Source organism: Pseudomonas sp. P116, assembly GCF_020149425.1.
Taxonomy (GTDB): domain Bacteria; phylum Pseudomonadota; class Gammaproteobacteria; order Pseudomonadales; family Pseudomonadaceae; genus Aquipseudomonas; species Aquipseudomonas anatoliensis.
Genome location: NZ_JACVHB010000001.1, coordinates 587,441 through 606,005, shown reverse-complemented (window position 1 = coordinate 606,005; position 18,565 = coordinate 587,441). Strand labels below are relative to the sequence as shown.

The window sequence follows — 18,565 nt, the reverse complement described above, 5'->3', positions numbered from 1 at the left end:
TAGGAGTGAGCCTGCTCGCGATGGCGTTGTTTCAGTCAACTGGTGTGTTGAATGTCATACCGCGATCGCGAGCAGGCTCACTGCTACAGGGGTTCTTCGGTGTTGCTGTTAATGCGAGTGCGCGTTGCAGTCGTTGATCGCCGCGCGCTCGGCGCCGCCTAGAATGTTGAACAGCAGGTTCAGCGTCAGCGCGCTGAGCGTTGCCATGGCGATGCCGCTGTGGGTGATCGGGCTCATCCACATCGGCAGGTGTGCGAAAAACTCCGGACGCACCACCGGGATCAGGCCCATGCCGATGCTCACCGCCACCAGCAACTGGTTGCGACGGTCACCGATGTCGGCTTCTTGCAGAATCTTGATCCCGGTCGCAGCAACCATGCCGAACATCGCAATCGCTGCACCGCCGAGTACCGCTGGAGGAATCGACGCCACCAGGAACGCGGCTTTGGGCAGCAGGCTCAAGACGATCAGCAAGCCGCCGGCAACGATGGTGACCGAACGGCAGCGCACGCCGGTCATCTGCACCAGGCCGATGTTTTGCGCGAAGGAGGAGTGGGTGAAGGTGTTGAAGAATCCGGCGAAGAACGAGGCGCCCGCATCGCACAGCAAGCCGCGACGCAACATGCGCGGGCAGACTTCCTGACCGGTGATTTTGCCCAGCGCGAGGAACATCCCGGTGGACTCGACGAAGATGATTACCACCACCAGACACATCGAAAGGATCGGCGCCAGTTCAAACTTCGGCATGCCGAAATGCAGCGGAGTGACGAACTGAACCCACGGCGCAGCGGCCATGCCGCTCAGGTCGACCATGCCAATCGCGCCGCAAAGGATGTAACCGAAACACATGCCGATCAGCACGGAAATGTTCACCCAGAACCCGCGCATGAAGCGGTGGACCAGCAGGATGGTGGCCAGCACCAGTGCGGCAATGGCCAGATAAATAGGTGAGCCGAATTGAGCCGCATCGGCACCGCCACCGGCCCAGTTCACGGCCACGGGGAACAGCGACAAACCGATCGAGGTGATGACGGTGCCCGTCACCAGAGGCGGGAAGAATCGCACGACCTTGGACATGAACGGCGCGATGATCATGCCGAAGAAACCGGCGGCGATTGTTGCACCGAAGATGCCTTGCAGACCGATACCGGGCATGCCCGCCATGGCGACCATGCTGCCGACAGCGGCAAAACTGGCGCCCATCATCACCGGCATGCGAATGCCCATCGGGCCGATACCGAGCGACTGCACGATGGTGGCAATACCGGCGACCAGCAGGTCGGCGTTGATCAGGAAGGCGATTTCTTCACGACTCAGGCCAGCGGCCTGTCCAATGATCAGCGGCACCGCGATGGCACCACCGTACATCAGCAGAACATGTTGCAAACCGACCAGGATCAGTTGCAAAAGGGGCAAACGCTGAATGGCGGGTGCGTCGGGGATGCGCGCTTTGGACAGCTCGGACATGCAACACCTCGGATCTTTTTATTCTTGTGATTAACAGCTGCCGGGTGGCTCACAGCTGTTTCTTTGCATCATTCGTATGTGTGGTCAGAGGAACTTTGTGGCGAGGGGATTTATCCCCGATGGGCTACGAAGTAGCCCCAAAACCTGCAATCGCAATACATCAGGCAGATGGCAATGACAGGTTCTGCGACGGCTGCGCCGCCGATCGGGGATAAATCCCCTCGCCACAGGTAAATCCTCAAGCACAGGTAAATCCCTTCACCTCAAAAGCCTGCTGTTAAGCAGGCTTTTGTGTGGCTTAGTTGGTCTGGGCTCCCTGGGCGATCCATGCACCGATCAGGTCACGTTCCTGCTGGGTCATCTGTGTGATGTTGCCCAGTGGCATGATCTGCGTGGTGATGGCCTGCGCCTGGATCCGCGCCGCGTTCTGGCGAATCTGCTCAGGAGTGTCGAGCATCACACCGGCCGGAGCTGCGCTGAACAACGGGCTGGTCGGCTTGGCCGAGTGACAAACCGTGCAACGCTCTTGAATCACGTTATGCACTTTGTCGAAGCCTGGGCCGGCGTTGGAGGCTTGCGCTGGTGCTGCAGGTTCGGCAGGTGCAGCAGGTTGCGCCGCTTCAGCCGGTTTCAAGCCACCGCCCACTGCAGTTTCCGGCAATGGCTGGTACTCGATTTTCGCTGGCGCCTTCGCCACTTCCGGTGCGGTGGACATCGGCGCAGGGCCGGTGACGTACGCCAGAGTGATCATGCCAACGGCTGCAACAGGCAAAGTCCAGGCGAACTTGTGGCTGTCGTGACGGGTGTTGAAGTAGTGACGCACCAACACCGCAAACACCGCGATCCCGGCCAGGATCAACCAGTTGTACTGGCTGCCATACGTGCTCGGGAAGTGGTTGCTGATCATGATGAACAGCACCGGCAGGGTGAAGTAGTTGTTGTGACGCGAACGCAGCAAGCCTTTGGCGGGCAGCGCCGGATCCGGCGTGCGGTTCTCGGCAATCGCCGCGACCAGTGCACGTTGCGCCGGCATGATGATGCGGAACACGTTACCGACCATGATGGTGCCGATGATCGCGCCAACGTGCAGGTACGCACCGCGACCGCTGAACACCTTGCTGAAGCCATACGCCGCGCCAATGATCAGCACGAACAGGATGAAGCCGAGCAGGGCAGGGCGTTTACCCAGGGCCGAGTCGCAAAGGAAGGAGTAGACGAACCAGCCGACGAACAGAGAGCCAATGCCCAGCGCAACGCCTTCAGGGCCGGTCAGGCTGCTGCCCGGTGCCAGCAGGTACAGCGTCGGGTTGTAGTAGAAGACTACGCAAAGCAGCGCGATCCCCGACAGCCAGGTGAAGTAGGCTTCCCATTTGAACCAGTGCAGGTTATCCGGCATGGTCGGGGGAGCCAGTTTGTATTTTTCCAGGTGATAGATACCGCCACCGTGGATCGCCCACAGATCACCGGCCAGACCGGTTTTCGGGTTGACGCGGTTGAGGTTGTTCTCCAGCCAGACGAAATAGAACGACGCGCCGATCCAGGCCACGCCAGTAATCATGTGAACCCAGCGCACGCTCAGGTTCAGCCATTCCAACAGATGTGCTTCCACAGTCTTTACCTCTCGCCTGTCACTCTGTTGTCGAGTGATCAGACCTTCTCTTATTGGTGGGGGGCGAGGATCAAACGCTCATCCTCTTTGAAAAAATGCTCATCGCAGTTATTGCCTGTGCCACTGCGATCAACCACCAGGAAGTCATCCCGCTTTTCGATCGTCAGCACCGGATGGTGCCAAACGCCGCGATGGTAATTAATGCCCTGCCTGCCGTTGGTGACGAAGGCGCGGACCAAGCCTGATACAGGTTCATCGCCAACGGGCGCGACCACGATCAGAAAGGGGTTGCCGAGCAGCGGAATGAAAGCCTGGCTGCCCAGCGGATGGCGTTCCAGCATGCAAACGGTCAGCGGCATGTCCTGCGCGTCGGCGCGGAAAATGCTGATGATCGCGTTGTCCTCAGGCTGAGCGGTTTCGACCGTCGCCAGTTTATGGAAGCGCATGGTCGAACCGTTGTTGATCATGAAGTGATCGCTGCCGTCGGTTTCGATCACGTCACCGAAAGGGGCGAAGGCTTCTTTGCTCAGCGGTTCAATCGTCAGTGTGCGCATGCTGTTCTTCTTATCCGAATTCTGTGTTGTTCAACTTGTCAGTGCGTCTTGCGCGATCCCTGTAGGAGCTGGCGAAACCTGCGATCTTTTGATTTTGTTTTTAAGATCAAAAGATCGCAGCCTGCGGCAGCTCCTACAGGCTCAGCATTACTTCGCGACCTTGCCCAGTACGCGCAGGCGACTCACACCACCATCCGGGAACACGTTCAGGCGGATGTGGGTGATCGGGCCCAGAGCCTTGATCTGCTCGACGAAGGTGTGTTCGGCGTGCATTTCCAGTTTCTGGCTTGGCAGCAGATCGCGCCAGAACAGCGACTGGGTTTCGATCTGGCTGTCAGTACCGCCCTTGACGAACGCGCCCTGAATCGAGCAAGTGTCCGGGTAGTTGCCCTTGAAGTGCAGGGTGTCGACGATGATTTTTTCAATCTCGCCCGGGTGGCCCAGTGCGACGATCACCCAGTCATTGCCCGGCGTGCGACGACGTGCAGTTTCCCAGCCGTCGCCCATGTTGATGCCACGGCCCGGGTTGAGGATGTTGCTCATGCGGCCGAAGTGTTCGTCGGAGCAGGCGAGGGCGCGGCCACCGTTAAGGGCTGCTGCCAGGTCGATTTGCTCGTTGTCGCCAACGGCCGACCAGTCACGATGCGGCACACCGTACACGCGCAGACGGGCAACACCACCGTCCGGGTAGATGTTGAAACGCAGGTGGCTGAACGCTTTGTCGTTGCTGATTTCGTGGTAATGGTGGCTGTTGCCCTGCAGCTCGACGGCCGACAGCACTTCAGTCCACTGAGTGTTTTCATCAGGCTCGCCCGACGCCAGGAAGCACGCTTCCAGAGAGGCCGATGGCGGGTAGTTGCCGGTGAAGAATGAAGTGTCGATGTCCACGCCTTTGATCGAACCCGGTACGCCCAGGCGGATCACTGCGCTGTCGAAGCCTTCGAAGCGCTTGCGGCGCGATTCCCAGCCGTCCATCCACTTGCCGTTGTCATCGAACACGCCCTCCTTCCATACGGCCGGGGTCGGTTGGAACAGACGATTGGCGTCTGCGAACCAGTCATCGGTGACCGAGATGATTTTGGTGCCCAGACGGGCATCGGCCAGGTTGACGAACTTCTCGAAAGGTACGGCGTAAGCTTTCATTCTTCTTGTCTGCCTTTAAATAAGTTGGCTGGGGATGCTTGCAAGACCCTGGGCATTCTCCGCGTTTGACATGCTCGGGTCAGGCTTCGCTAGAGGGTCAGTAAACGGAACAGGGCGATCTTGTTGATCTCCGCCAGCGCGCATTTGAATTCGGTTTCCGCCGAATTGTGAATGCGCGTTTCGAACGCCGCGAGGATCTGATGCCGGTTGCTGCCTTTTACCGCCATGATGAAGGGAAACTTGAACTTGGCTTTGTAGGCGTCGTTCAGCTCGGTGAAGCGCTGGAACTCTTCGGCCGTGCATTGGTGAATACCGGCGCCAGCCTGTTCATTGGTGCTGGCTTCGGTCAGTTCGCCCTGGACGGCGGCTTTGCCGGCCAGGTCCGGGTGAGCGTTGATCAGTGCCAGTTGACTGGCGTGATCGGCGCTCAACAGGATGTCGCTCATGCGCTGGTGCAGGGTTTCGATCTCGTCGATCGAGGCGTCTGCGCCCAGGTCGTAGGCCTTCTCGGCCACCCATGGCGAATGTTCGTAGATGTCGGCGAAGGCGTTGACGAAAGCGTCGCGGCTCAGGGTCGACGGTTGCAGGGTTTGAAAGCGGCTCATTTGGCGGCCTCTTGGTACGGGTGGGTTTCGTGCCAGTGACGTGCGATGTCGACGCGACGGCTGAACCACACCTGTTCATGACTTTTGGCGTATTCGATAAAGCGCTTGAGCGAAGCGATGCGACCCGGACGGCCGATCAGGCGGCAGTGCAGACCGATCGAGAGCATCTTCGGCGCTTCGGCACCTTCGGCGTAAAGCACGTCGAACGCGTCCTTGAGGTATTCGAAGAAGTCGTCGCCCTTGTTGAACCCCTGCACTTGCGTGAAGCGCATGTCGTTGGTGTCCAGCGTGTACGGGATCACCAGGTGCGGCTTGCCGGTCGGGTTGTTCGGTTCCCAGTAGGGCAGGTCGTCGTCGTAGGTGTCGCAGTCGTAGAGGAAACCACCTTCTTCCATGACCAGACGACGGGTGTTCGGGCCGGTGCGGCCGGTGTACCAGCCCAACGGGCGCTCGCCGGTGAGTTCGGTGAGGATGCGGATGGCTTCGAGCATGTGCTCGCGTTCCTGCGCCTCGTCCATGTACTGGTAGTCGATCCAGCGATAGCCGTGGCTGCAGATCTCGTGACCTGCTTCAACCATCGCACGAATCACGTCCGGATGACGCTGGGCGGCCATGGCGACGGCGAAGATGGTCAGCGGAATATCGAATTCCTTGAACAGCTTGAGGATCCGCCAGACGCCGGTACGGCTGCCATACTCGTAAAGCGATTCCATGCTCATGTTGCGCTCGCCTTGCAGCGGCTGGGCGGCAACCATTTCAGAGAGGAAGGCTTCGGATTCTTTGTCACCGTGCAGAATGTTGCGCTCACCGCCTTCTTCGTAATTGAGCACGAAAGACAGGGCAACGCGGGCATTGCCCGGCCAGTGTGGGTGAGGAGGGTTACTGCCGTAACCGATCAGGTCGCGTGGGTAGTCAGCGCTCACTGCAGTCTTCCTTCTTGTTCATGACTTATTCAAAGTCGGGATTACGTGGCTGCCTGGCGATGAGATTGCAGGCTGGCGTCACAGCGATGGGCTGATTGTATACAACTTTAATCGCACTTTGTAAGCCTGAATTTTCGCATTTTTCACCGACTGTCATCTTTTGCTGCTATTGGCGTGAGCCTGCAAGAAACCTGCCTGACCAGTCAGTTAATGGATGTGAGGTGCAATGTTCAGGCGCTTGAGGGGCAGATTGGGAGAAAAGTCCCGGATGGCGGGGGTGAAGGAAAAAATGTCGTTTTTATTGTGTACAATTTTTTTGAAAAGTGTCTTAATTAGTCGCTCGCCGCAGCTTTTCGTGCTCCGAATCGGTGCGGTCTCCTTTTCAACTGACTTCGGGAGGCGCGAAGTCTGACTGCACTATGCAGGCAGGCGCGCAGAATCAATGGGACGTTTGACTACACACGTTTTGGACGCTGCACACGGTTGCCCGGGCAGCTCGATCAAGGTCGAGTTATACCGCGTTGAAGGTTCGCAGCTGGAATTGGTCGCCAGCGCGATCACCAACAGCGATGGCCGGGTCGATGCGCCGCTGTTGCAGGGCGATGACTACCGTACCGGGGTTTATCAGGTTCAGTTCCACGCCGGCGATTACTACCGCGCCCGTGGTGTGCAACTGCCGGAGCCGGCGTTTCTGGATGTGGTAGTGCTGCGGTTCGGCATCTCTGCCGAACAGGATCACTACCACGTTCCATTGCTGATCTCGCCTTACAGTTACTCCACGTACCGGGGCAGCTGACCCCCAAGCGGCTGCCCCCACCGGGAAGCGACTGCGCATATAGCTTCTTTGGTCTTTCGCCCGCTCACACTGCGGGCTTTTTTTATTCCTTTGAAGTCGTTATGCGCAAGTCTCCGATGTTGCCAAACGGTCTGGTCAACAATCAGTTATCAGGCAGGGTTATCTTGAACATATCTGGATTCAGATGCGAGCATTGCCCCGTTACTCTTAGCTGCGAATAGTTGATTTCACGCGTTCTGTCGCTGTCCAGAATCCACTTGCGGTTTGCCAGGCTGTACAACAGGTTACCCGCGGTGCCATCGCTCATTTGTATGTTTCGCACTTTCAACTCCTTGTTGGCAATGGTGGCAAAGTCCTCCGGCATAAACGTGCCTGATGGGTCGAGCGGTTCGAAAAACCTGGCGTCCAGACTGTTTATATAGATCCGGTCGAAAGACAAATCCACCGTGTGGATGATGCCTCGGGAGGTGATGACGAAAATCTCGTCAATGAGGTCATCGGCGCCGTATTCCGGCAAGAAAATCGTGGTACTCCCCAGGTACAACTGGTTGTTGACCAGTTCAATACTGGAATACCAGTGCTTGGTGGTGTCCAGGAACCACGTGGAAGAGTTGTTCAGTCGCGTTTCGGCAGTGGCCATCCCTCCAGGAGTCGAAAGGCGCATGACCCGGCCAACATTAACGTGGACCAGATAGGTTCCCCCCATGCCTTCGAGATTGTCGACGGAAGTCTGTGCGCTGGATAAAGGCATATTTACGCAGGCTGAAACCTGATCCAGCTTTGGTGGTAAGGATTCGGGAAGATTAAAATTGACATCGCTTTTTATTGTTCGCGTTAGCTCCAGATTATGGAGAGTGTCTGTAAGTGCGTAAACCTGGTGTTTGAATTTTGCCTCGACGGAGGCCTCATCGAGGTGCGGCGTGAAGGATTTTCCATCTCTGAACAACAGCATGTATCCGTGAATGGACACTTTGTCTTTGGCCTTTTTCAGTGCCGCGTCAAGCGTCGTTGCCGGGTAAAAGCCAGCCCCCAGTATGTGCAACAGGCATTTGTCGAAATAGAAAAGGAAGTCGCATGAGACGTCGAATTTGCCTTCTACGTTGGTCTTGCTCATTTTGAAAACTGCGTGAGCGCTGGTCATCTCGGTACTGTCGTAATCCAGGAAAATACGCGTCCCAAAATAAGCGCTCGGAGAAGCCCCTGTGAAAAGCTGGACTTTTTTGGCAATTCTCTGGATATACAAGCTGGTGTTCTGGTTAAGCGGTACGTACCAGGCGTCTAATTTTAAAAAGAAGGTGTGTTCCGGTAACCCGGGTTTGAGGATGTCGGCTTGTATGACGACGGGATTGCCTTGTTCAATTTGTTCGGGCAGGTCGGCTTTGAAGTAGCAGTCATCCTGGGTGATAAAGGTCAATTTGTTATTGATCAGGATACGCTTGCCATCGGCTTCTTTATAAACGTCGTTGATGCAGACAGTGCTGCGGTGTCGGTGGAAATCGAATGCCAATGTGAGTACGAGGCTGTTCTCCCTGATTTCCATTTTTTCAATCAGATCCGTTCTCCAGCCTAGCTGGATAAAGCTGTCGTCTACGCCATCCTCGGTAATGCAGATGTCCCCCGATCGCAGCGACACATGGTAAATATCAATGCCGGCCTCTCCAGAGGCCTGTGTCCCTCCATGGAGCAAATGAATCGAGTCATCGCCAGCACCGGCGAGGATTCTGTCGCTTCCCCTGGACTTGATGTCATTGGCTTTATCGGTACCCGTGACAATACTTACACCGTTAGTCAGTGTTTGTACGTTCTCGATACTTTCAAGCGTTGCCCTTAATGGATAACGCTGGCTACTCGAGGATCCCGGAGCTGAATCCGGGAAATGGATATTCAAAGTTCCCACAGACAGGTCGATGTCAAATCCCCGGCCTTTCTCGGAAAAAAACTGTTTGCCATCCAGAATCAACGTATCGTTGCCGGCACCACCCCTTAGCGCGGAGGGTTCATTTTTGGTAACGTATCTTGTGATCTCTTCCTGGGATTCATCGAAGATGAAGACATCATCTTTTTCGCCGCCAGTGAGATCTTTTTTCCCTTCGCCGTAATAAAAATAGTTGTTTTTTTTCAGTACACCTTTGATGGTGTCTTTACCGTCGCTGATTTTCCATATGACACCTTTGTTCTCCCCGGGGGTACCCAATACCGCACCCGGTGTGGAAGCTGTAACGCCTTCACGAGCATCAATCGTATCGTCGGTACCAACGACTTCTACGGATTCGACGATTCGGCTGACGGGTAGTCCCCAGAAGTTTTTTTCGAATACTCTTGTTCTTGGTCTGATCTCGTGTTTATAGCTCCCGTTAACAACGGCCTCCACGATGTCTTTATGCGTAACGTCGAGCATCTCTCTGGAGGCTGATTCCAGCTCTTGGGCGGTTTCGATTTTGGCTCTGGCAAGCATGTAGCGGCGACTGATTTCTATATCGATCACACCGCCGGGAAGAAAGGAAAACCAACCGGTGCGCCAACGCTCCTCAACGGTGAGTTCGATGTAGTCGTCGATATCATCCACGATCCGCACCGCGCCGTAGATTTGCGAGCCGAGAACCATGATGGCGCAGGCGGCCAATCCCAACGGGCCTGCCATCGAAAACCCGGCCATGGCGGCACTGGCGAGTATTAACGTCATGGCGGCACTGGCAATGTTCAAGCCACCGTTGACGTAGTGATCCATGGCTTGCTTGCCGTCCGTATTGCCCGCAGCGGTAAACTCCATGACTGCACTGGCAATATCAAAAGGCACCGTGAATATTGCGCCAATGAGTCCGCCTGCACGGGCGAACCGCAATCCGGCTCTGGTTTTGGCAAAATCCCTCAAGGCACTGTTGCCGGCACTTATCATGTGCTGGCCGACTTTGGTGACGGCGACGTCAGTTACAATCGAGGCAACTTCTGTGCCGATTCCGACGCTGTTGAAGATAATTGCGGTCTCGTCATTGTTTTTTATAGCATCGTTGATACCGCGAACGCCCATGAACAGGCCGAAGAGCTGGAAGCCAACGCTTGCGCCGATCATGGTGTAGTTTTTTAAAACTCCCAGGCCTGCGCCCCCTCGTTTTTTCTGATAGGCCAGTCGCAGATCGAGGTTCTGTGTGGAGTTCAAAATGCGCGTCAGCTTTTCGTGATAACTGCCTGTTTCCACAGTTACATCGGGTTCAACCCTGATCACGGGAGGGCTCTGGCGAGAGCGCATGGTGGACATTTCGAAGAGCATTGTAGGCAGTAAATAGTCATCCCCGAATGCAGAAATCTTCATGCGTTTTTCGATTTCCGGGTAACTGAACTGGAGAGCATTTATGAAAGCGCGACTGGGTGTACGAAAATGCGTGTTGTAACCGTTTAGAGGATTGCCATTGACAGTGGCCCCCAGCGCATCCAGGCCACGGCGAGTTATTGTGTACGGACCAATCTTGAAAGGACCGTACAGATCATCAAGCATCTTCAACTGACCCGGTTTGCGCAGAAGATGAGGTGCCTTGGTGTTGGCTGACTGATCGGCGATGTCAGTGGTGAAGTCCATCGTGGTCGGCGTACGTTCGTTTTTGTGAATGCCCATGTCAGAGACTTTAATGTCGTCTTCCAGTGGGTAGTTCATTTCAGCGGACTGTGTAGACATTTAAACATCCTTGTTCATCGTCGGTGGCGCCGCGGCGCGCTGTGTTCTAGTCAAGAGGTTGCGAGCAATGCACGCTTTATGACGCGCACTAAAATAAACCCTTCTCTCGAATAAGTTTTATAAAGAGTTGTACTAAAGGTACGGTGTGTGAATGGATATTACCCAGCGTCGCTGATTCAGTTCAGGCTGGTGATAACCAAGTTGCTCTGTTCATTGTCTCTGGCGAGGAGCCCGGGGTTAACTTTTTCGGCGCTTTCATTGAATGTGTCCTTGATCATCATCAGCGTTTTCGTTCTTCGGTTGTCCGCAAGTTCTGTTCAGCCTTCACGGATTATGAAAAGGGTTGTTTGGCCCGAAGCGTCTGTTTGAACACCGCCGAGCAGATAAACAAGCCTGTTTGAATCCCGATAAGTGGCTAATGGCTGTTGTTGTGAGCCGATGGCGATGTCAAACAGCGAGTCAGTCGACTCGCTGAGTGGCGTTGCCGATCGATGTAGTCGGCCGTTGGTGATGGGTGGTAGTTGCAACACGAATACGACATCCAGGTTTTCCCGATAGAACAGCAACGCCTCATCACTTGATGACGGGAGTGCTGGACTGACGATGTACCCGTCGGCTTGCAATACCTCACTGAACAACTTGCGCAATTGCGCGATGGTCGGCGTCGTGGCGTACTCATTCCAGAGTCGGGGGAAACGCGCGGGATCAAGCTCCAGGTGTTGCAGACTCTCGCCCGGCGACGAGGCAATCGTCCACGAGGTGGCGTGGCGGGTATCCGGTTCGGCGCTGAGGTCGGGCAACATCATTAGCGGGTCTGCGAGTTTGCCGGGTGTCGGTGGCATGAGATGCCTGGCAGCCCAGTAACGGAACGTCTGGTTCAGTGTCGCCAGACCATGGCCGGTGATGATCTCCGCAGCGTTTGCCTCATTGAACAGGGTTCGAGCGAGAGTGCTTACCGATTGATCCGACAAGTATTTGAAGGTTCTGGAGATGTATTGCGTGATGGGCATCTGGAAGGGGAATTGCGTATCGAGAACAATCCACTGGCCATTCCTGTTAATCGCCCATTTGGGTTGCAACGATGGGTTATCCCGTAGCATCTCTTCGAAGGCGTCGTACAGCGCCGGGGAAAACAGGGGGTGTTGCAGATAGACGAGTTGCGAATCGGCGTTCAGCTCCTGCGGCACCACGCGATAATAGTGCCCGTCTATTTCGATGTGTTGGCCCAGACGCGGCAGCCGTTGTTTGCCCCATTTGCGCCACAGGCCATTAGGTAGATTGCGCGCGTGCTGATCAATCGAAAGCAGGCCTTCAATCAGCGTCTGGTTGGGCGGCAGGTCCTCCATAGGTGTCGCAGGATCATGCCTGTCTTGCGCCAGGCTCTCATGGATCGGATTCTTGTGACGCCAGAGTGGCGTGTCGGGAATGCGTTCAAAGTAGATATCAGGTGAATCGGCTACCTTCGGATAAGCCTGCTGATATTCACCCTCGGCGTTCTTTCGCACCATGACCGTTCCCTTCACGGTATCGACGTAGGTTTTGCGGTGTTTGTCATAACGGATGCCGTCGGGTGTATCCAGTGCCGAAGTAAGCCGGGCTGCGTCGGCGGGCTCAAGATAGGTCGGAAAAACGGTTGCAAGGTAATCAACCACGAGGGTTGCTGACGCGTCTTTCTCGTGTTCCTCCGTCAGCCAATCCGGGCGTTCGAAGTTCCACGTTGCCTGACGTTCTGATTTGGAAAGGAACAGGTCGGGCAGCTTTGGTGTGTTGAGGGGAATCCGATAGCGATTGTCGGGCTGGCGCCTGACATGAATATGGCCGGCATTTTCCACGTGCGCATATAAGTTGCCATCCGGGTCCGTGAACAGGCCGCTTTCCGATCCGAGGGCGCTCAGCAGGTGCGCGTTTTCGGCAGGCCAGGTAAGTGTTCGCAGCACCGAAGCCACTGTTGTCGGTTCGGAAACGGGGATCTCAGTGACCTGTAACGATGATTGGCGCAAACGGTCGTCGTAAAGCGCGTGCGTGATGTCTGCGAATGTTCGTGTGGGTTCCGGCCTTATCAATGGCGGGATATCGATATTCAGCCGACCGCCCTCAGGCACATTGGTTATGGGACGGTTGCTTATTGGGCGGGTATCCGGAAGGAAGATGCCCGGTACCAGTTTTGTAGGTTTGGCCATTAATGTATCTCGATGTCTGAATGTTTGTGGTGAGGCACCGCAGGGGTGCCGCTTAGCCTTCTCTGACGATGAACAGCGTCGGCCCCGAGGCAGAATGTTGGATGCCCCCGAGCAGATAAATGATTTCGTCCCTTGCCAGGTGGGTATTAAGTGCCTCTCTGCCCGCATCACTCAGTCGGGCCTGGAAATCTGCGCGAGTGAGTTCGAAACCGACAGCCGTGGGACGCATAACGGTGTCTGCGGTGATGGGGGGGAATTTCAAAACGAATACCGCACGGACGCCTTCACGGTGAAATATCAATGCAGCTTCGTTCAGCGGCCGTGAAGTCGAGTAGACGACGTATCCGTTGTCTTGCAGCAGCGCGCTGAACAGGTTGCGCAGGCTGGCAGGCGTGGCGGTCGTCTGGTATGCCTGCCATAGCCCGGGAAAACGTTGTGGATCAAAGTCCAGGCGTTGCAATAGATCTGGTCTGGGGGGAGGCAGGGTCAGTCTCCAGCCGGGTGTCACACTGTCGGACTGGATTGGCGTTCTGGGCAACATCACCAACGGATCGGAAAAAACATGCGGCGGTGGTTCGTAGGAGGCTCGGTTCATCCAGTGGCGAAATGTCAACGCCAGCGTCGAAAGTCCCTGGTTGTTAATACCGTCAGGCAAGCTGACGCGGTCGAATAGGGTCCTGGCAATAGCCTGCACCGAATGATCCGAGAGGGTATTGAATGTCCTCGAGACGTATTGAGTCATGGGCATTTCAAACGGTGGCTTATCCAGTACCTTCCACTGATCCACACCTTTCAAGGCCCATTTCGGCTGGTGCGAAGGGGTCTCGCGCAACATCTCTTCGAACGCATCAAAGCGTTTGGGTTTGAACCCGGGATGTTGCAAGTACACAAGTCTGGTCTCGGGGCCCAGGCCCTGATCCACAATCGAATAATGCTTTCCTTGTATTTCAATTGACTCGCCCGACTCGGGTTTTGTGGTCTTTCCCCAGTTTTCCCAATGACGCGTCGACAAGTCCAACGGGCTCGGCGGTGTGGAGAGAAGGTGTTGTGCCAGCGCCTCTGCTCCGGCCTCGCTGTCGGTTTCGCTCGCAAGGCGTGCTCGCTTGCTCGGACCGGCAATGGCGTCCTCCGGGTTAATAGCAAGGTCAGCTTCCGGGTGAGTGCGCTTGGCGGTCATTTCGGCTGGGGTCAATTCACGCCATTTCTGCTTGTCTGGAAGGTATTCGACCCAATCCCCGGTGGGGCTTGCTTCTCTTGAGTTTGTCTGCCGGTAATCGTTCTGTACTTTGCGCACCATGACCATTCTGCCGTCTTCCATTTCGACGTAAGGCTTTTTGCGTTTGTCGTAGCGAATGCCCTCTGGTGAAAGGGGTTTTTGTTTCAGTTGCTCCGCCAGCACGGCATCGAGAATGAACGGGTGTTGTAGACCAAGGCTGGCTGATGCGTCGGCACCTGAAATACGCGAGGCGGTGGACACGCCTTGCGTTGACACTTGCCGTGTCGGGGACGGGCTTTGCAGGTCAGGCATCGGGCTGACGAGCGCGCTGGATTGCTGCCGGGAGGCACCAGACCAAAGACTCGCTGAAGATGTATTGAATGTCGGATCCGCACCCGTACCCTCCATACCGGGGAGAACAGGTCCCAGGTCAACGCGGCTGCCTGCCAGCGAATCCGGCGAGGGTGTTCTGGAGCTCGGCGGTACGCTGGATGAGGACGAGCCAGGAATTTTCTTCGGCGGTGTTGCCATTGCATTACTCCATTGAATTGCTTCGCGTAAGACGCGATTCCAAGGGAGTGATGTTCGCCAACTGGAGGAGGGGGCGTGCGGTATATATGTCTTGCCTGGAAAGCAAACGATTCAAACCATTTCGGTGAAGGTTTTGAAGGGGCTGTCTGGGTGTCAGGCCGTTGTGACAATCCCCGTCTTTTGGGAAAAAATTACGCCGCCACCGCGTATTGCGATGACGACGTAAGGTCTTGAACACGTGCCGGTATTTAACAACCGGAAAACGGCATGAGTAGCCAGGGGAAGGCTCAACCCTCGCGGACGATGAACGGCACTTTCTGATTTGCAGGAGTCATCTCAATGCCACCCACGAGATGAATGGTCTTTCCGTTTTGCAGCATCAGGCTCCAGTCTGTCGTGTGCGACGTGGTCGTGGACGTGTCTGCGACCCTGGATCTCAATGCAGAGAAGGCCTGCTCAGCACCGGGTTCGACCCATCGTTTAAGCGTTCTTTCGACAGGTGCTGAGGGGAGTTTCAAGACAAAAACCACGTCTAGACCTTCCCGTTTGAAGATCAACGCATCCTCGGCGAACATGCAACTGGTGCGATCTACGGTATAGCCGCTGTGTTCCAGAATATTGCTGAACACCGCGCGCACACTTGAGTCTGGCCGATTCAGCTCATTGTTGAACTGTGCATTGACACGATCGGTGTCGAAATCAATGCGATGCAACGCAACGTCAAACTGCGGCGGTAGCGCGAGATCATGGCTGTTCGAACCTGTGCTTGATCTCCTTGGCAGAGTGGGCAGCAGCAGCAAAGGATCAAAAAGTTCTGGCGGTGGCAGGTCTGGGCTGGCTCGGTGCTTCCAGTGATGAAATGTCAAAGCCAGCGTCGAAAGTCCCTCGCTGTCGATCCCGCCTGGCAGGCTGGAGCGGTCGAATACGGTCCTGGCAATGGCCTGCGCCGAATGATCCGAGAAAAGGTTGAATGCGCTCGAGACGTATTGAGTCATGGGCATTTCAAACGGTGGGTGGTTATCCCGTACCCTCCATTGCCCCTCTTGTCTCAAGGCCCATTTCGGCTGACGTGAAGGGTCAACGCGCAACATGTGTTCAAACGCATCAAAGCGTCCGGGTTTGAACTCGGGATGTTGCAAGTACACCAGGTTGGGCTCGGTGCTTCGTTCCTGAGCCACAATCGAATAGTGCTTTCCTCCTATTTCGATTGACTCGTCCGACTCGGGTCTTGTGGTCTTTCCCCAGTTTTCCCAATGACGCAGCGACGAGTCCAACGCGCTCGGCTGCGTGGAGAGAAGACGTTGCACCAGAGCCTGTGTAGTGGCCTCGTTGGTGAGGCGTGCTCGCTTGCTCGGACCGGCAGTGGCGTCCTCCTGGTTGAAAGCAAGGTCAGCTTCCGGGTGAGGGCGCTTGGCGGTCATTTCGGCTGGGGTCAATTCACGCCATTTCTGCTTGTCTGGAAGGTATTTGACCCAATTCCCGGTGGGGCTTGCTTCCCGGGAGTTTGTCTGCCGGAGACCGTCCTGTCCTTTGTGCACCATGACCATGCTGCCGTCTTCCATTTCGACGTAACGCTTGTTGCGTTTGTCGTAACGAAAGCCCTCCGGTGAAAGGGGATATTTTTTCAGTAGCTCCGCCGGCTCGGCATCGAGAAACAACGAGCGTTGTGTAACAGCGCTGGCTGATGCGTCGGTACCTGAAGTACGCGAGGTGGCGGACATGTCTAGCGTTGACACTTGCCGTGTCGGTGAAGGACTTTGCAGGTCAGACATAGGGCTGACGAGAGCGCTGGATTGCTGCCGGGAGGCACCTGGCCGAGGGCTCGCTGAAGATGTTGCGAGTGTCGGATCCGCACTCGCCCCCTCCATACCGGGCAGAACATGTCTGATGTCAACGCGGCTGCCTGCCAGCGGATCCGACGAGGGTGTTCTGGAGCTCGGCGTTACGCTGGATGAGGACGAGCCAGGAATTTTCTTCGGCGGTATTGCCATTGCATTACTCCATTGAATTGCTTCGCGGGAAGCACGGTTTCAAAGGAGTAATGTCCGGCAATGGAGGTGCGAAGGTGCGGTGTATATGTCTTGGTGTGAAATTTTTTCGCCTGTGAATCAGCAGGCCGTGCCTGGTTGCAAGATTTTCATATGTACATGGCAGGAAGTAACTGCCCATTGCGGCGAACAGCTTTTAGTTGTCTGCCACATAGGGAGGATAGTTGGAGCAGCCTTGGAGGCTGCTCCAGCTATATCGCGTTTGGAGAGCGTGGGTAAGTGAGTAACTTCAAGCGGCCGTGGTCACAATTCTCTGATGATGAAAACAGACTGGCGACCGAATACGTCGCGGTGGGCACCACCCTGTAGCCAGACGATTTTGTTAGATGTACTGGCATCCATGAGGGCTTTATACGCAGTGCCGCCAACCCTCGCCCGCAGATCTGGGTCGGCGAGCACCGCCGCACCCGGGGCGGGGGAGCCACCCACTTCAACCGCATTACCGTTAACTTGTGCCAGCTTCAGGTAATAGACCGTGGTGCGCGTCTTTCCCAGGAACACCAGCGTCGACGAATCCAGGGTGGTGAAGGTTGCAACTTTATAGCCGGCGCGCCCGAGCACGCCCCTGACCAGCAATCTCAGGTTGGCCAATGTTGGATCTTGAAGGTAGATCGTCCAATCATCCCGGAAACGCTGCGGGTCAAACGTCAGGCGTTGCAGCGGACCGTTCACCTCGGGCGGCAACAATATCGTGGCTTTGCCGCCACTTTCTACCCGGGGCAACACGGGTAGCATGTCCATCGGTTCCGCGAACCAGGATGCAGCCTCCTGAGGTTTGAGCCGCCACTGGTCAGTCATCCGCTGCAGCTTAAGCAAGCCGGCCGATGTGATCGTGCGGGAGTAGTCGGCGCGCTCGAACAACATTCTGGCGACGGATCGTGCAGTGGAATCCGAAAATTCGCTGAACATCTCCCTGACCGATTCTGTCAGGGGCTGGGTGAATGATTTCTCGCCGACGTGAACTTTCAAAGGGCTCTCGCTACTGCGCCAGACCGGCACGGGTTGAAGGTCCGGGGCCTCGTACAACATGCGTTCAAACGAATCGAAGTGGGTTGGCGAAAAATCCGGATGTTGCAGAAAATACACGCGAGTGGCGTCGTTCGCCTGGGTTCCCACCGGAACGATAGGGTAGTGGTGGCCGTTAAGGGCGAGTGATTCGCCGGTCTCGGGCTTGGCTTTCTTGCCCCAGGCTATCCATTCGTCTATGAACCGCCACATTTTCTGCCCGGGAATCTGCTCGACCATTCGGCCCGTCGGGATGAGGCTTTGAGGGGATCTGTGTTGATAGCTTCCGTCGGGGTGACGATGAACCATGATGGTGCCCTCGATCGTGTCGACGTAGGGACGGCTGGCCCGGTCGTAACGGACACCCTGCGCCGAGTTCTCGCTTGGTGTCAGGGTGTCTGCCAAAAATGTCGGTAGGAACTCGAGAGCCTCGGGCATTGTGACTGTGCGCGTTACGCCAGCCCCGGGCATTGCGACAGTGCGCGGTACGTCTGCATCGAGTAAACCTTGTAAAGGGAGCCAATTGGCATCCCAACGGGCTTCACCGTCGATTTTTCTGAAGGTGTACGCTACTCCCGGCGATGTCACCATCGGACTTTGGTATTCGCCATCTGCGCGGCGCACGACGCACATGTAATCTTCGCCGCCGACGAACGCGTAAATCATGCCGTCAAAAGCTTCGAACAGACCGCTGTTGCCCGACACGGGGCGCAGTTCGTGGATTTTGTCCTTTGGCCAATTAGAGGCCTTGATGGCGGCCAGTATTCGATCCTGTGGCGAATACAGCATGGGCGTTACGACCATGGCCGATTGCGAGC

12 protein-coding genes are annotated in these 18,565 nt (G+C 56.0%); 1 reads left to right on the top strand and 11 read right to left on the bottom strand.

All coding sequences use genetic code 11. The features are described 5' to 3' along the window. Window positions 1-108 precede the first annotated feature (108 nt). From ICA15_RS03035 to puuE, 6 genes are all read right to left on the bottom strand, one after another. Window positions 109-1,467 carry a nucleobase:cation symporter-2 family protein gene (locus ICA15_RS03035; RefSeq protein ID WP_210553641.1) on the bottom strand — a complete coding sequence of 453 codons (1,359 nt, stop codon included), beginning with the start codon at window positions 1,465-1,467 and terminating at the stop codon, window positions 109-111. Between the two features lie 298 nt (window positions 1,468-1,765). Then, window positions 1,766-3,076: a urate hydroxylase PuuD gene (locus tag ICA15_RS03030; protein ID WP_210553640.1), complete on the bottom strand. Its 1,311-nt coding sequence runs from the start codon at window positions 3,074-3,076 to the stop codon at window positions 1,766-1,768. Between the two features lie 50 nt (window positions 3,077-3,126). Beyond that, a complete protein-coding gene (locus ICA15_RS03025; protein WP_034151759.1) occupies window positions 3,127-3,630 on the bottom strand; it encodes an ureidoglycolate lyase in 504 nt (167 codons plus the stop codon). Window positions 3,631-3,777: 147 nt separating this feature from the next. After that, a complete protein-coding gene (gene alc, locus ICA15_RS03020; protein ID WP_042558426.1) occupies window positions 3,778-4,773 on the bottom strand; it encodes an allantoicase in 996 nt (331 codons plus the stop codon). Window positions 4,774-4,862: 89 nt separating this feature from the next. Continuing rightward, complete coding sequence (gene uraD, locus ICA15_RS03015; protein WP_210553639.1) at window positions 4,863-5,378, bottom strand: 2-oxo-4-hydroxy-4-carboxy-5-ureidoimidazoline decarboxylase; 516 nt, start codon at window positions 5,376-5,378, stop codon at window positions 4,863-4,865. Further along, entirely contained in the window at window positions 5,375-6,301 is a 927-nt protein-coding gene (puuE, locus tag ICA15_RS03010) for an allantoinase PuuE (protein WP_210553638.1), read from the bottom strand. Before puuE ends, uraD begins: the two co-directional genes overlap by 4 nt. 442 nt (window positions 6,302-6,743) lie before the next feature. Between puuE and uraH the strand changes: the two genes are divergently transcribed. After that, entirely contained in the window at window positions 6,744-7,097 is a 354-nt protein-coding gene (uraH, locus tag ICA15_RS03005) for a hydroxyisourate hydrolase (RefSeq protein ID WP_008031462.1), read from the top strand. A gap of 142 nt (window positions 7,098-7,239) precedes the next feature. Here uraH and ICA15_RS03000 read toward each other — a convergent pair whose 3' ends face one another. The 5 genes from ICA15_RS03000 to ICA15_RS02980 all read right to left on the bottom strand — a co-directional run bounded on the left by ICA15_RS03000 (window position 7,240) and on the right by ICA15_RS02980 (window position 18,536). Further along, complete coding sequence (locus ICA15_RS03000) at window positions 7,240-10,767, bottom strand: calcium-binding protein (RefSeq protein ID WP_210553637.1); 3,528 nt, start codon at window positions 10,765-10,767, stop codon at window positions 7,240-7,242. Between the two features lie 317 nt (window positions 10,768-11,084). Then, on the bottom strand, window positions 11,085-12,947 hold the full coding sequence (locus ICA15_RS02995; RefSeq protein ID WP_210553636.1) for a hypothetical protein: 1,863 nt from the start codon (window positions 12,945-12,947) through the stop codon (window positions 11,085-11,087). A 52-nt stretch (window positions 12,948-12,999) separates the two neighbouring features. Next, window positions 13,000-14,694, bottom strand: coding sequence for a hypothetical protein (locus tag ICA15_RS02990; RefSeq protein WP_210553635.1), 1,695 nt, complete (start codon window positions 14,692-14,694; stop codon window positions 13,000-13,002). Between the two features lie 287 nt (window positions 14,695-14,981). Further along, window positions 14,982-16,415: a hypothetical protein gene (locus ICA15_RS02985; protein WP_210553634.1), complete on the bottom strand. Its 1,434-nt coding sequence runs from the start codon at window positions 16,413-16,415 to the stop codon at window positions 14,982-14,984. A gap of 570 nt (window positions 16,416-16,985) precedes the next feature. Next, window positions 16,986-18,536 (bottom strand): hypothetical protein, encoded by a 1,551-nt coding sequence (locus tag ICA15_RS02980; RefSeq protein ID WP_210553633.1) that lies wholly within the window; start codon window positions 18,534-18,536, stop codon window positions 16,986-16,988. Between the last annotated feature and the right edge of the window lie 29 nt (window positions 18,537-18,565).